This window comes from Rhodovulum sp. P5, from assembly GCF_002079305.1.
In the GTDB taxonomy this organism is placed as follows: domain Bacteria; phylum Pseudomonadota; class Alphaproteobacteria; order Rhodobacterales; family Rhodobacteraceae; genus Rhodovulum.
Map to the genome: position 1 here is coordinate 2536529 of NZ_CP015039.1, position 14624 is coordinate 2551152.

At 66.6% G+C, this 14624-nt stretch carries 13 protein-coding genes; 8 read left to right on the forward strand and 5 right to left on the reverse strand.

Features of this window, described 5'->3' with window-relative positions; all coding sequences use genetic code 11:
• From RGUI_RS12235 to RGUI_RS12245, 3 genes are all read right to left on the reverse strand, one after another.
• Positions 1–2367, reverse strand: a complete 2367-nt coding sequence (locus tag RGUI_RS12235; RefSeq protein WP_081533328.1) for a xanthine dehydrogenase family protein molybdopterin-binding subunit — start codon at positions 2365–2367, stop codon at positions 1–3.
• An 88-nt stretch (positions 2368–2455) separates the two neighbouring features.
• Entirely contained in the window at positions 2456–2956 is a 501-nt protein-coding gene (locus RGUI_RS12240) for a (2Fe-2S)-binding protein (protein ID WP_081533330.1), read from the reverse strand.
• A gap of 26 nt (positions 2957–2982) precedes the next feature.
• Positions 2983–3561 carry a CoxG family protein gene (locus tag RGUI_RS12245; RefSeq protein WP_081533331.1) on the reverse strand — a complete coding sequence of 193 codons (579 nt, stop codon included), beginning with the start codon at positions 3559–3561 and terminating at the stop codon, positions 2983–2985.
• 147 nt (positions 3562–3708) lie between these two features.
• Between RGUI_RS12245 and RGUI_RS12250 the strand changes: the two genes are divergently transcribed.
• The gene (locus RGUI_RS12250; protein ID WP_081536076.1) at positions 3709–5793 is read left to right on the forward strand and encodes a 4Fe-4S binding protein; all 2085 of its coding nucleotides are present in this window, start codon (positions 3709–3711) and stop codon (positions 5791–5793) included.
• Positions 5790–6674 (forward strand): FAD:protein FMN transferase, encoded by an 885-nt coding sequence (locus RGUI_RS12255; protein WP_081533333.1) that lies wholly within the window; start codon positions 5790–5792, stop codon positions 6672–6674. The genes RGUI_RS12250 and RGUI_RS12255 overlap by 4 nt, the downstream gene beginning before the upstream one ends.
• A gap of 60 nt (positions 6675–6734) precedes the next feature.
• Here RGUI_RS12255 and RGUI_RS12260 read toward each other — a convergent pair whose 3' ends face one another.
• Both RGUI_RS12260 and pedF read right to left on the reverse strand, forming a co-directional pair.
• Positions 6735–7634, reverse strand: a complete 900-nt coding sequence (locus tag RGUI_RS12260) for an ABC transporter substrate-binding protein (protein ID WP_081533335.1) — start codon at positions 7632–7634, stop codon at positions 6735–6737.
• 2 nt (positions 7635–7636) lie between these two features.
• The gene (gene pedF / locus RGUI_RS12265) at positions 7637–8329 is read right to left on the reverse strand and encodes a cytochrome c-550 PedF (RefSeq protein WP_081533337.1); all 693 of its coding nucleotides are present in this window, start codon (positions 8327–8329) and stop codon (positions 7637–7639) included.
• 168 nt (positions 8330–8497) lie between these two features.
• On the opposite strand from pedF, the gene RGUI_RS12270 reads away from it, so the two are divergent.
• The 6 genes from RGUI_RS12270 (at position 8498) to RGUI_RS12295 (ending at position 14603) form a co-directional block, all read left to right on the forward strand.
• Positions 8498–9670: an ABC transporter substrate-binding protein gene (locus tag RGUI_RS12270; protein ID WP_081533339.1), complete on the forward strand. Its 1173-nt coding sequence runs from the start codon at positions 8498–8500 to the stop codon at positions 9668–9670.
• A gap of 1 nt (position 9671) precedes the next feature.
• Positions 9672–10625, forward strand: a complete 954-nt coding sequence (locus RGUI_RS12275) for a YVTN family beta-propeller repeat protein (RefSeq protein WP_081533341.1) — start codon at positions 9672–9674, stop codon at positions 10623–10625.
• A gap of 64 nt (positions 10626–10689) precedes the next feature.
• On the forward strand, positions 10690–11229 hold the full coding sequence (locus RGUI_RS12280) for a hypothetical protein (protein ID WP_081533343.1): 540 nt from the start codon (positions 10690–10692) through the stop codon (positions 11227–11229).
• A 152-nt stretch (positions 11230–11381) separates the two neighbouring features.
• Entirely contained in the window at positions 11382–11822 is a 441-nt protein-coding gene (locus RGUI_RS12285; RefSeq protein WP_081533345.1) for a cytochrome c family protein, read from the forward strand.
• Positions 11823–11970: 148 nt separating this feature from the next.
• Positions 11971–13734: a PQQ-dependent methanol/ethanol family dehydrogenase gene (locus RGUI_RS12290; protein ID WP_081533347.1), complete on the forward strand. Its 1764-nt coding sequence runs from the start codon at positions 11971–11973 to the stop codon at positions 13732–13734.
• Between the two features lie 161 nt (positions 13735–13895).
• Positions 13896–14603: a response regulator transcription factor gene (locus RGUI_RS12295; protein WP_081533349.1), complete on the forward strand. Its 708-nt coding sequence runs from the start codon at positions 13896–13898 to the stop codon at positions 14601–14603.
• Positions 14604–14624 lie beyond the last annotated feature (21 nt).

The following is a 14624-nucleotide window of genomic DNA, read 5'->3' on the forward strand; positions in this document are numbered from 1 at the left end:
TCAGCCCTGCATGGCGGCCCAGACGCGCGACGGCGTCAGCGGCATGTCGATATGGGTGACCGATGTGTGGCCCGCGCGCTGCAGCGCATCGACCACGGCATTGACCACCGCGGGCGGGGAGCCGATGGCCCCGGCCTCGCCGCAGCCCTTCACCCCCAGGGGGTTGTGGGTGCAGGGCGTGGCGCAGGAATGATCGACCGCGTAGAACGGCACGTCATCGGCCCTGGGCATCGCGTAATCCATGTAGGAGCCCGACAGAAGCTGGCCATACTCGTCGAACACCGCGCTCTCCAGCAGCGCCTGCCCGATCCCTTGGGCGATGCCGCCATGCACCTGCCCCGAGACGATCATCGGGTTCACGATATTGCCGAAGTCGTCCGCGGCGGCAAAGGAGACCACATCGACCTTGCCGGTCTCGGGGTCGACCTCCACCTCGCAGGCATAGGCGCCGGCGGGGTAGGTGAAGTTGTTGGGGTCGTAGAAGGCGGTCTCCTCCAGCCCCGGTTCGATATCCTCCAGCGGGTAGTTGTGGGGGACATAGGCCGCCAGCGTCACGTCGCCCCAGGCGACCGACTTGTCGGTGCCCGCCACGGTGAACTGGCCGTCCTTCAACTCGATATCTTCCGGCGCGGCCTCCATCAGGTGGGCGGCGATCTTCTTCGCCTTGGCGATGATCTTCTCGGTCGCCCGCACCATCGCCGATCCGCCGACGGCCAGCGAACGCGAGCCATAGGTGCCCATGCCCATCGGCGTGTTGGCGGTGTCGCCATGGACGATCTCGACCATGTCCTCGCCGATGCCGATCATGTCGGCCACGACTTGCGCAAAGGTCGTCTCATGCCCCTGCCCGTGGCTGTGGCTGCCGGTCATCACCACCAGGCCGCCGGTCGCGTTCACCCGCACCGTGGCCGATTCATACAAACCGGCCCGCGCGCCCAACTGGCCCACAAGCTGGCTGGGCGCGATCCCGCAGGCCTCGATATAGCAGTTGATGCCAAGGCCGCGCAGGCGCCCGCGGGCCTTGCTCTCCGCCAGCCGCGCCTCGAAGCCCGAGAGGTCGATCATCTCCAGAAGCTTGTCCATCGTCGCGTTGTAATCGCCGGTGTCGTATTCCACCGCGACGGGCGTGGCATAGGGAAACTCGGTGACGAAGTTCTTCCGGCGGAGGTCCACCGGGTCCATCCCCAGCTCCCGCGCGGCCTTGTCGATCACCCGTTCCAGCTGGAAGGTCGCCTCCGGCCGGCCCGCGCCGCGATAGGCATCCACCGGCACCGTGTTGGTGAACACCGCCTTGACGTTCACATAGATCAGCGGTGTCTTGTAATTGCCCGCCATCAGCGTGCCGTGCAGCCAGGTCGGGATCGACGGCGCGAAGGTCGACAGATACGCGCCCATATTGGCGTAAGTCTCGGTCCTGAGCGCGGTGAAGTTGGCCTCGGCATCCAGCGCCAGTTCGATCTTCGTGACATGATCGCGGCCATGGGCGTCGGAGATGAACGCCTCCGACCGCGTGCAGGTCCATTTCACCGGGCGCCTGATCGCCTTCGCGGCGAAGGTGCAGAATGCCTCTTCCGCATAGTGGAAGATCTTCGACCCGAAGCCGCCGCCCACATCCGGGGCCACCACGCGCAGCTTGTGCTCGGGAATGCCCAGCACGAAGGCCCCCATCAACAGCCGGATCACATGGGGGTTCTGCGAGGTGGTGTAAAGCGTGCTGTCCTCGGTCGCGGGGTTGAAATCGCCCACCGCCACCCGCGGTTCCATCGCGTTGGGGATCAGCCGCTGGTTCACAAGCTCCAGCGTGGTGACGTGATGGGCCGCCTCGAACGCGGCATTCACCGCCTCGCGGTTCTCCTCCACGAAGCCCCAGTCATAACAAAGGTTCGAACTCAGATCGTCATGCACCCTGGGCGCGCCGTCCGCCAGCGCCGCCTTCATGTCGAGCACCGGGTCCAGTTCCTCGATATCGGGGTCGACGGCCTCGGCCGCGTCGCGGGCCTGGTCCTCGGTCTCGGCCACCACCACGGCGATCGGGTCGCCCACATGGCGCACCTTGCCCTGGGCCAGCACCGGGTGGCCGGGTTCCTGCATCGGTTCCCCATGCCGGTCGGTCACCTGCCAGCCGCAGGGCAGGCCCCCCACGCCCTCGAAATCCGCACCGGTAAAGACGCGGATCACGCCGGGCATGGCTTCGGCGGCCGCGGTGTCCACCCCGTTCAGTTTCCCATGGGCCACCTGGGAGCGCACGAAGACCGCATAGGCCTGCCCTGCCAGGTTGATGTCGTCGGTATACCGGCCCCGGCCGGTCAGGAACCGCTTGTCCTCGCGCCGCTTGGAACTGGCGCCGATGCCGTGATCTTTCGGCATGTCTCTGTCCTCCCTCAAGGAATGTCCGGTGCGCGGGACGGCCCCGTCCGGGCCCCTATGCCCGCCCGCCGCTGGTGGTGTGCCGCGCCTATTCCGCCGCGATGGCGTCGCCGCCGATATGGGTCACGTCCTGACCGCTGGCCGCCAGGATCGCCTTGACGATGTTGTGGTAGCCCGTACAGCGGCAGATATTGCCCTCCAGATAGGCGCGCACCTCTGCCTCGGTCGGCTTGGGATTGTCCGCCAGAAGCGCCGCCGCCGACATCACCATCCCCGGCGTGCAGAACCCGCATTGCAGCCCGTGATGGTCCTGGAACGCCTGCTGGATCACGCTCAGCGAACCGTCCGCATTGGCCATCCCCTCGATCGTGACAACCTCCGCCCCGGCCGCCTCTGCCGCCAGCATCGTGCAGGACTTCACCGCCCGACCGTCCACATGCACAACGCACGCCCCGCATTGCGACGTATCACAGCCAACATGCGTCCCCGTCAGGCCCAAACCCTCCCGCAGAAACTCGACAAGCAACGTCCGACCCTCAATAGCCCCACTCAACAAACGGCCGTTCACCGTCATGGATACCGTCGTCATCTGAAATCCTCCCGGACCCGTCTTTTTCAGTTTTCTTGTGTTTCTTCGGCCTCGGCCGTGGGCTTGCGCCCGGTCAGGCGGCCGAACCAGCCTTTCTTCTTGCCCGTCTCGGGCGCGGCGTCCTCTGCCCCGGTTTCGTCCGCGGGCTCTTCGCCCTCTGCCTCGGGCTCTTCGACGGCCGCCTTGAAGTTTGTGAAGAACTGGTCGGTCAGCTTGTGCGCGACGCCGTGGATGATGCGGCTGCCAAGCTGGGCCAGCTTGCCGCCGACCTCGACCTCCAGCTGGTAGGAAAGTTGCGTGCCGCCCTCGACCTCGTCGAGCGTGACATGGGCATGGCCCTTGGCAAAGCCGGCCGCGCCGCCCTTGCCTTCGCCGCTCAGCGTCAGGGACTGCGGCTCTACCATCTCGCTCAGGCTGACATGGCCCTTGAAGGTCGCCTTGACGGGGCCGACCTTCTGCACGGCGACCGCATCAAAGCCCTCTTCGGGCGAGCCGCTCAGCTCCTTGCAGCCGGGCACACAGTCCCGAAGCACGTCCTCGGACAGCAGGGCCTTCCAGACCGTGTCGCGGTCGGCGGCGATGTCATGCGTCGCGTGGAATTCCATGGTCACACCTCCCCTTTGGACATGACGATAGCCCCTTCGCCTGCGGCAAGCTATTCGACCAAGGTGTCGGCCGGGTCCCGGCGCCGCCTGCCCGCATAAGACCATCGTCCTATGTCTGGCGCGCGCCGGGGCCCCTATCTTCGCCCCATGCGTGCGGTCCGCCCTTTTCTGGTGTTCCTCCTTGCGCTGGCGCCGATCTGCCTGCCGGTCGGTGGCGGGCGGGCCGACACGTTACCGAGAGAGGTCATCGCCCGCTTCGTGATGCCGCCCTTTTCGGTGGGGGAACCGGTCAACGACAAGGGCGTCTGGTCCCTGTTGAGTTCCGGCGGCGCGAAAGCCGGCTTCGTTTTCGAGACAGAGCCGCTGGCCCCCTTGCCCGGTTTTTCCGGGGCGCCGATCAACCTGCTGGTCATGATGGACCTGAACGGCAGCTTCATGGATGTGCGGCTGATTTCGCAGAACGAGCCGATCTTCGTCTCGGGGCTGGGAGAGGCGCCGCTGCGCGCGTTCCTTGAACAATATGGCGGGTTGTCGATTTCCCAGTCGCTGGTGGTCGGCACGCCCTATGGCGGGGCGGGGGGCGGATCGTCTCTGGTCTATCTCGACGGGGTGACCAAGGCGACGGCAAGCGTGCGGATCGCCCATGAATCGATCCTCGCCGCCGCCCGGGCCGTGGCGCGAGAGAAGATGCAAGGGGTGGCGACCGGCCCGCCCGCACGGCCGGACCCGGACCATGCCGAGGACCTGACATGGGACGATCTGGTCGCCAAGGGCCTTGTCACCCGCAAAACCGTCACCAATGCCGAGGTCGAGGCGCTGTTCGCAGGCACCCTTTGGCGCGCGGACGATCCACAGGCCGCGGCTGACCCGGACGGTGTGTATCTGGACCTGTGGATCGTCGATCTGGGGCCCCCGTCGATTGCCCGGGCCGCCCTGTCGCCAGACGGGTTTGCAGAATTGCAGGACTTCCTGTCGATCTCGGGAACTGATGAGCCGATCCTCGTGATCGATACCGGGCGGCACGGGCTGGTGTCAGAGGATTTCGTGCGCAACACCGCGCCCGACCTGTTGTCGGCGGAGCAAGGCGGCCTGCCTGTTGCGCTGCGCGATGCCGATCTGCTGGTCGACCTGGCCGAGGACGCGCCGGACGGGACGGCGATGATCCTGCGGACCGACCGGCGGCTGGGGTTCGATCCCACGCAGCCCTGGCAGATGAAGGTGCAGGCGGTGCGCAAGCACGGGATGTTCCAGCCGCAAGTGGGAAGCGTCACCCTGACCGCCGAACACACCACGCCAGAGCGGTTCTTCACCCGGCCAGAGGCGCCACGGCAAAGCCCGCCCTGGCGCGATGCCCTGCGCAACCGGGCCACCGATCTGTGGGTCGCGGGTGGGTTTCTGGCGGGGCTCTTGCTGTTGCTGGGGCCGGGGATGCGGCGCTTTGCGGGCAGCCGGCTTTTCATGCCCGCCCGTCTGGCGATCCTTGCCGGCGTGGTGGGGTTCATCGGTTGGTGGGGGCAGGGGCAGTTGTCCATCGTCACGGTGCTGGGCGTGCTGCGTACCGCGTGGGAGGGCGGAAGCTTTGCCTTCCTGCTTTACGACCCGTTTTCGCTGCTGATCTGGGGCGTGACGCTCCTTGGGTTCCTGCTGTGGGGCCGGGGGCTTTTCTGCGGGTGGCTCTGCCCCTTCGGTGCGCTTCAGGAGTTTGCCGGGGTTCTTGGTCGCGCGCTGCGCCTGCCGCAGGTGGAGCCCTCCGCCCGCTGGGACCGGCGGTTGAAGCTGTTGAAATACGGGCTGCTGGCGGGGCTGGTCGGCACGGTTTTCGTCGCGCCCCAGCACGTCGGCACCGTGGCCGAGGTGGAACCCTTCAAGACCGCCATCACCACCTATTTCGTCCGCGACTGGTACTACGTCCTCTATGCTGCGTTCTGGCTGCTGCTGGGTTTGAGCCTGTTCAAGGGCTTTTGCCGCTATGTCTGCCCTTTGGGGGCGGTGATGGCCATCGGCGGGGTCTTGCGCGGGCGGGACTGGATCGCGCGGCGGGCCGAATGCGGGTCGCCCTGTCAGTTGTGCCGGGTGCGCTGTCGCTATGGCGCGATCGAACGGTCGGGCAAGATCGCCTATTCGGAATGTTTCCAGTGCCTCGACTGCGTGGCAATCCATGACGACCCGTCGCAATGCGTGCCGCTGGTGCTGGCCAGTCGCGCGGACAGGCAGAAGGAGGCCGCCGAATGAACCGCCGCCGTTTCCTGAGCATTTCCGCTGCGGCTGTCGCGGTGCCGGGGGCCGCGTGTGCGAGGACCGTCTGGCGCGGCCATGCGCTGGGGGCAGAGGCGCAGGTTACGCTTGCGGGGGACCGCGCCGCGGCGCAGGCCGTGATCCCGGCGCTGACGGCGGAACTGGACCGCATCGCATCTCTCTTCAGCCTTTATCGGCCGGACAGCGCGCTGGTGCGGCTGAACCGGGCCGGGCAGCTCAGCGGCCCGCCGCCGGAGATGGTGGAACTGCTGACACTCTGCGGGCAGGTCCATGCGGCAACCGCGGGCCGGTTCGATCCAACGGTGCAGCCGCTTTGGGCCGCCTTGGCCCGGGGGGAGGATGGCGCGGCCGAAAAGGGCCTGATCGGCTGGAACAGGGTCGAATTCGGGCCGGATGCGATCACGCTTGGCCCCGGGCAGGCGCTGACGCTGAACGGCATCGCGCAGGGCTATGCCACCGACCGCGTGGCCGATCTGCTGGCCGGGGCCGGGTTCACCGACGTTCTGGTCGATATCGGGGAGCATCGCGCCCTTGGCGGCCCTTGGCGGCTGGGTCTGCGCGATCCGGCATTTGGGCTATTGGGCACACGCACGCTGCGCGACGGGGCCATCGCGACCTCCAGCCCCGCTGCGCTGTCGCTGGGGGGGGCGGCGCATATCCTCTCGCCCACAGGCGTGCCCCTGCGCTGGTCGACGGTGAGTGTCGAGGCCCGAACCGCCGCGCCGGCCGATGCGCTGTCCACGGCGCTGTGCATGGCGTCGCGAGACGAGGCGGAAGGGGCAGTGGCGCTGATGCCGGATGTTCGGTCGGTCACGCTTGTCGATCACGCGGGCGATCTGCGGACGATCCGACGGTAGCTCCGGGCGCACGTCGTCAGCCTGCACACCGCGCCCCGGATCGGGGGGTGCGCAGCGGGCTCACCACTCCGGCGGATGATAGCTCAGCCCCTCGGCCTCGAAGATCGCCGCGATCCGCCCGTCCGCCATCGCGGCGCGGATCGCATCGTCCACGGCATATCCCAGGGCCCGATACCGCTGATGCACCGCGACGCCGATGGGCCATGTGCCCACCGCAAAGCCCGGCAGGGGCGGTTCGTGGATCGCGCTGTCTTCGGTCAACCCGGCCTCCAGTTGCGCGCGGGGGGCCATGGCGGCCATGACCTCGTGCCGGGCCAGCGCCTCCATCGCGGCGGCGGCGGTCGGATAGCGGCGGATATTCGCGGCCAGCGCCCCACCGGCCAGCGAGGTCAGGTAGAAATCGGCGATCGAGTCGTTTTCCACCGCCACCGTGTCAAAACGGAAATAGGCGGGCACCGGCGGATCCTCGGGATAGTCGTCGCGGCGATAGGCGATGGCCACGGTCTCCTCCGCATAGACCCCGGTGAAGACGACCTGTTCCACGCGGCAGGCGAACTCGCTGTCATAGGGAACATGCATCATCACGTTGGACACGCGCCCGCCGACAATGGCCCCCTTCCAGACATAGTTGCGCAGATCGGCCTGCAATTCTTCCCCCGCGGCCACAAGGCGAAAGCGCGGCGCCACCCCCAGATCGGCGGCGATCAGGCGGGCGATTTCGACATCCACGCCCGCGGGCTTGCCCGCCTTTTCATAGGACCAGGGCGGGAAGTCATCATACAGCGCGAACTCGATGAAGCCCCGCTCCATGATCTGGTCGAGATCCTGGCCGACGATATCGCGCGACGCATTCTGGGGCTTGGCCTGCGGCACATAGGTTTCACAGCGTGCAAGGGCGCCCCCACCGGGCATGACCCCGGCAAGGGCGACAAGCGCGGCAAGAACGGCCCGGCGCTCCATGCCTAGTGGGCGGCCGACAGACCGATGGTCAGTGTCTCGGCCGCAAGTTTGTAGGAGGCCGACGTGCCGTCGATCTGGCGGGCGGCGCGATAGGCCACGCTGTCGGCGACAGGGGCGCCAGACAGGGTTTCGATGTCCCCGGCGATGGCATTCAGTTCTTCGATCATCCCGTCGGGGTCGGGGATGCCGTCGCCTTGTGCCCAGCCCGACAACTGGTCGCGCAGCGCCTTCAACTCATCGGTGCGTTCGGACACCTGCACATCGTCGGGGCGGGTTTCGATATAGGTCCGGATCGCCCAGGCGGCCTTCTGCCCCAGCAACTCGCCAAAGGCCGGCATCTTGGTGATGCCGTTCTGGGTGTAGCCGTGGCGAAAGCGTTCCACGAACCATTCGTCGCCATATTCTTCTGCCTCAAGGAAGCGCACATCGGGGGCCAGCCCGCCCGAAATCGCCCCCAGGCCATGACAGCGCGCGCAGTTCTGGTTGAAGCCGGATGCGCCGATCTCGATCGCCTTGTCCCAGACGTCCTGCCCCATGTCGCGATAGGGATTCTCGATCAGCCAGTCCTCGCCCACATCGGGCAGGGCATCGGTGTTGATCGGCTGCGGTGCCACATCGCCATGGGCATGGGCCAGCGTGGCGGCGGTGATGGCGGTGCCGGCGGCAAGCAGGATGCTGCGGCAGAGCTCTCGCATGGTGGTCCTCCCTCTCGACCTGTCACCGGGGTTTTAGCGCGCTGCCGGTCGTGGCGGTATTCGACCTTCGTTCAAGCGCTGGTTTCGCGCGGGCCGACAGGGGATGAGACCTTGGTCGAATGGCCCCGCATTTTCCGGCGGCGATATTGGGTGCGGAGGGAGGACGTCATGCTGAGAGTGGTTTTGGCGGTCATGGCCGTGGCCGCGATGCTGGGCGGGCTGCCCGCGCGGGCAGAGCTTTCGGTGGCGGTCGGCTATCTGCGCGTCGATGTGCCCCTGCCGCCGACACTGTCGAACCTCGACCCGGTGCCGGACGATCTGGGGATCGCGGGGGCAGAGGTGGGACTGGCCGACAATGCCACCACCGGCCGGTTTCTGGGCCATGGCTATGGGCTGCGCGTTGTCCGGGTGCCTGTCGACGGCGACGTGGCCGGGGCGGCGCGCGCCCTGCTGGGAGAGACGAGGCTGGTGCTGGTCGACGCACCGGCCGACACGCTTCTTGAGATCGCGGACTTGCCCGAGGCCCGGTCAGCCCTGCTGTTCAACGTCGCCGCGCGGGACAACCGCCTGCGGGACGGGGCATGCCGGGGCAACCTGCTGCACACGATCCCGTCCGATGCCATGCGCACCGATGCGCTGGCCCAGTTCCTGGTGCGAAAACGCTGGACCGATGTTGCCCTGATCGAAGGGACAACGCCGGCCGATGTGCAATTCGCAGACGCGCTCCGCCGCAGCATGACCAAGTTCGGGCTGAAGCTGCGGGGGCAGAATACATGGGCCTTTGACGCCGACATGCGCCGCAACGCCGCGCAGGAGGTGCCGGTCTTCACACAGGCGTTCAAGGAGTATGACGTGCTGCTGGTGGCCGACGCAGCCGACGATTTCGCCCGCTACATCCCCTTCAACACATGGGAGCCCCGGCCGGTTGCAGGCTCGGCCGGGCTGCGGCCCATGGCATGGTCGCGGGTGGTGGAACAATGGGGCGCGGCACAGCTTCAGTCGCGCTTTGCCGACCATGCCGGGCGCGACATGCAGCCCAAGGACTACGCCGCGTGGGCGGCGCTGCGCAGCATCGGTGAGGCGGTGACCCGCACCGGGGTGGGCGATGCGGCGACGCTGCGCGCCTTCCTGCTGTCGGACGCTTTTGAACTGGGGGGCTTCAAGGGGCGGCCGCTCAGCTATCGCGGCTGGAACGGGCAATTGCGCCAGCCGATCGCGCTGGTCGGGCCGCGGGCGCTTGTCGCCACCGCACCGATGGAGGGGTTTCTGCATGCCCGCAACGAACTCGACACGCTGGGTCTCGACCGGCCGGAAAGTGCGTGCACCGCATTCGGGGGCTGAGATGAGATTTGCCGCACTGGCCCTCTTGATGGCGGCGCTGCCCGCGCAAGCCGCCGAGATCTGGGTGACCAATGAAAAGGACGACACGATCAGCGTGATTGATGTGGACAGGCTGGAGGTCACCCGCACCATTCCCACCGGCGAACGCCCGCGCGGGATCACCTTCGCCCCCGATCATTCGGTCGTTTATGTCTGCGCCTCCGACAGTGACACGGTGCAGGTGATCGACCCGGTCAGCGGTAAGATCCTGCATGACCTGCCCTCGGGCGAGGACCCGGAGCAGTTCGCCGTCTCCCCCGATGGCAAGCTGCTGTACATCGCCAACGAGGATGACGCGATCACCACGGTCGTCGATACCGAAACCCGGCACGTGATTGCCCAGATCGACGTGGGGATCGAGCCGGAGGGGATGGCGGTGTCGCCGGAGGGCAAGATTGCGGTCACGACGTCTGAAACCACCAACATGGCCCACTGGATCGACACGGGCACGCACAAGCTGTTCGCCAATACGCTGGTCGATGCCCGGCCGCGCCATGCGGAATTCGTCAAGCACGGGACAGAGCTTTGGGTCAGTGCCGAGATCGGCGGAACCGTCACCGTCTTCGATGTGGCCACGCAGACGGAGAAGGCAAAGATCGCGTTCCCGCTGAAGGGCGTGCATCCCGACCGGGTGCAGCCCGTGGGGTTCGAACTGACCGCGGATGAAAAGACGGCCTTTGTGGCGCTTGGCCCTGCGAACCATCTGGCCGTGGTGAATGCGGAGACCTACGCGGTGGAGGACTACATCCTTGTGGGGCGCCGGGTCTGGCACATGGCCTTTTCGCCGGACAAGCGGCTCTTGTTCGTCACCAACGGGGTGTCGGGCGACGTAACCGTGGTGGATGTGGCCAAGCGCAAGGCGATCAAGACGATCAAGGTCGGCCGCTTCCCCTGGGGCGCGGCCACCAGGCTCTGACCGGGGGCACGGCTGCAAGATCATTCGCCCGGATTGTGCTATGCTAACGGCAAAGGAGAGACCGATGTTCACCAGAGCCCTGCTGATCGCCTGCCTGACCGCTATGCCCGCCCTTGCCGAAGGGGACGACCCGCTGGGCACGCTGAACCCCGACGAGATGAGCATGGGCCGGGTGATGGAGAATATCCGGCAGGGCCAGACCCGGATGACCGACTGCGCCGCGGGCTACCTGATGACGAAAGGCGGGCGGCACGGTCTGGCGCGCGAGACGTTTCAGGCCTGTGCCGAGGCGGGCTATTCCGGCGCGATGACGTGGATGAGCTATATGGAGAACAACGGCTTGGGTGGTGACTACAACCCCGATGCCGCGGCCGCGTGGGACCGGCGGGCGGCAGAGGCGGGCGACTCGGTCGGCAAGTTCAACCACGGTGTCAACCTGATGCGCGGCCACGGGATCGCGCGGGATGTCGAGGCCGGGCGGCGGCTGGTGGACGAGGCCGCCCGCGACGGTCTGGAGATCGCGCGGCGCCTGCAGGGGGCGGATTACGATCTGGACGAGATCACCCCCGATGCCGACGACTGGAAATATGCGCCGCTGTTCTGACCGGTTGCGGGACGGGGCCAACCTAAGCCCCGCCGATGGTGCCGGGAATACGACCATTGGACGATGGCACAACCCCGCGCGGCCTGACCTTTATCATGCAGAAGGACCCTGACCGGGCATGGCGTCCGGCCAGATTTCAAGGGAGCATGCCGATGAAACCGATCCTGACCGCCTGCGCAGTCGCGCTGGCCTGCGCAACGCCCGCCGCGGCCAAGGGGCCTGACCTGAACCCCGAGATCATGGAGAAGATCAAGGTCGAGGCGGGCGAGGAGCTGTTCCGGCATGAATGCCGGCGCTGCCACGCCACGGATCCGGTTGACCCGTCCTATGGTCCGCCCCTGGAAAACGTGGTCGGGCGCGGGGCCGGGACCTATCCCGATTACGACTATTCCATCGCGCTGTCGGCCTCTGGCATCGTGTGGACCGATGCCGCCATCCGGGCCTGGATGGAGGACAACAGCGGCTTCATGCCCGGCACCAAGATGCGCCATGTCGGCATCACCGACCGCACGATCCAGGACTTCATCCTCGCCTATCTCCACTCGATCTCGAAACAGGACAATTCGGCGATTTCCGAAGACCTGACGAAGTAGCGCCAGAGCGCCGGGCCGGGGCGCGTGGTGCAGGCGCGCCTGCCCCTACGACCAATGTTCAATTTCGCGCCGCCGACCCCGTCCCGATAATGATGACCGTGCTGGTGAAGTGCCGGGCACAACAGGAAACGGCAGAGGGAGGGAGCCGATGAACCGGTTCATAATGGCCGTGGTCGCGGGGATTGTGGCGACGGGCGTCGCGCAGGCCGAGGTCACGGAAGACGACATCGCCAACGACCAGACGATCACCACGCAGGTCGTCACGAACGGCATGGGGCGGCACCTTCAGCGCTATTCGCCGCTGGACATGCTCAACAAGGATAACGTCAAGAACCTTGTCCCGGCCTGGGCCTTCTCGCTTGGCGGCGAAAAGCAGCGCGGGCAGGAGACCCAGCCCTTGGTGCATGACGGGATCATGTATGTCACCGGGTCCTATTCCCGCCTTTATGCCATCGACGTAAAGACCGGCGACGAGATCTGGCAATACGATGCGCGCCTGCCCGAGGGCATCCTGCCCTGCTGCGACGTGATCAACCGCGGCGCCGCGCTTTACGGCGACAAGGTCTATTTCGGCACGCTGGACGCGCGGATCGTGGCGCTGAACGCGAAAACCGGTGACGTGGTCTGGCGCGACAAGATCGCCGACTACAAGGCGGGCTATTCCTACACGGCCGCGCCCCTGATCGTGGACGGGTTGGTGATCACCGGCAATTCCGGCGGTGAATTCGGCATCGTGGGCGAGGTACAGGCCCGCGACGCGGAAACCGGCGACATCGTCTGGACTCGGCCGGTGATCGAAGGCCACATGGGCACCCTGAACGGCGAACCCTCGACCATGACCGGCGAACTGAATGCGAGCTGGCCGAGCGACATGTGGAAGACCGGCGGCGGCGCGACGTGGCTGGGCGGCTCCTACGATGCCGATACCGACACGCTGGTCTTCGGCGCGGGCAACCCGGCCCCCTGGAACAGCTGGCTGCGCAATGCGGGCCAGAAGAACGACGGCAGCGGCGACAACCTTTACGCGGCCAGCCGCATCGGGATCGACCCCAAGACCGGCGAGATCAAGTGGCATTTCCAGACCACCCCGCGGGAGGGCTGGGACTTCGACGGCGTGAACGAGGTCGTGGCCTATACCGACCGCGACGGAAACAAGCGCTTTGCCACCGCCGACCGGAACGGGTTCTTCTACGTGTTGAACCGCGAAGATGGCGCCTTCGTGTCGGCCACGCCCTTCGTCAAGGAGATCAGCTGGGCCGAGGGCATCGATGACACCGGCCGCCCGATCTATAACGAGGACAACCGCCCCGGCGACCCGTCCGCCGCGGCCGATGGCGGCAAGGGAGAGACGATCTTTGCCGTGCCGTCCTTCCTTGGCGGCAAGAACTGGATGCCGATGGCCTTCAGCCAGAAGACCGGTGATTTCTACGTGCCGTCGAACGAATGGGGCATGGACATCTGGAACGAGCCCGTGACCTACAAGAAGGGCGCGGCCTATCTGGGGTCGGGCTTCACCATCAAGCCGCTGTTCGAGGACCACATCGGCGCGCTCAAGGCCATCGACCCCGACAAGGGCGAGATCAAGTGGGAGTACCATAACGAGGCCCCGCTTTGGGGGGGCGTGATGACGACCGGCGGCGGGCTGGTGTTCTTCGGTACGCCCGAGGGCAAGTTCATCGCGCTGGATGATGAGACCGGTGAGGAACTGTGGAGCTTCCAGACCGGCTCTGGCATCGTCGGCCAGCCCATCACATGGGAGATGGACGGAGAGCAGTATGTCTCGGTCGCGTCCGGCTGGGGCGGCGCGGTGCCGCTTTGGGGTGGGGAGGTCGCCAGCAAGGTGAACTACCTCAACCAGGGCGGCATGATCTGGACGTTCAAGCTGCCCAAGGCACTGGCCATGGCGAACTAGGGCGACCTGCACGCGCCTGGGCACCCCGCAGCGATGCGCGGGGTGCCCTTTCGTTTGGCACCTGCGGCAAGTACCCGTCGCATCAGACCTTGGTGCCATTCCGCCCGGGCCGCCGGCCGTGCTAGCCTGCCGGACAGCGATTATGCTATCCAAGGGATCCGATGAACGCAGCCGCGCGAAACCAGACCGACACGACCGCCCGCAGTTTCGACCGGGCGATGATCATCGACGATCATCCGCTGTTTTGCGACGCGCTGTCGATGACGCTGAAAACGGTCGTCGGCATCGACACCATCGACACCTGCGATCACCTTGAATGCGCGCTCCGCCGGCTGGAGGATGGGCCGAAGCCCGACGTGATCGTGCTGGATCTGCACCTGCCCGATGTCAGCGGGCTGGACGGGCTGATCCGGCTGAAGACGACGGTGGCGAACACGCCCGTCGTGGTCGTCTCGTCCATGGCCGATGACCGGATGATCGCCTCGGCGATCCGGGCGGGGGCCTCGGGGTTCGTGCCGAAACACAGCCAGCGAGAGGTGTTCCGGACCGCTTTCCTGACGATCCGGGCGGGGGGCACCTTTGTGCCCGACGGGGTGATTCTGACCGATGGCCCAACGGTCAACGGGACCGACCGGGAAGACGCGCTGCAACGGCTGGCACTGCTGACCCCGCAGCAGGCCCGTATCCTGAAGCTGATTTGCGCGGGCAAGCTGAACAAGCAGATTGCGTTCGATCTGTCGATCGCGGAAACTACCGTGAAGGCGCACGTGACCGCGATCATGCGGAAACTGGGTGTGCAGAGCCGGACACAGGCGGTTCTGATCGCACAGGAGGCCAGTTTTTCAAGCGTGCTGGACGACCCCCGCTAAGGCGGGCGGAAGGGGGCGGAA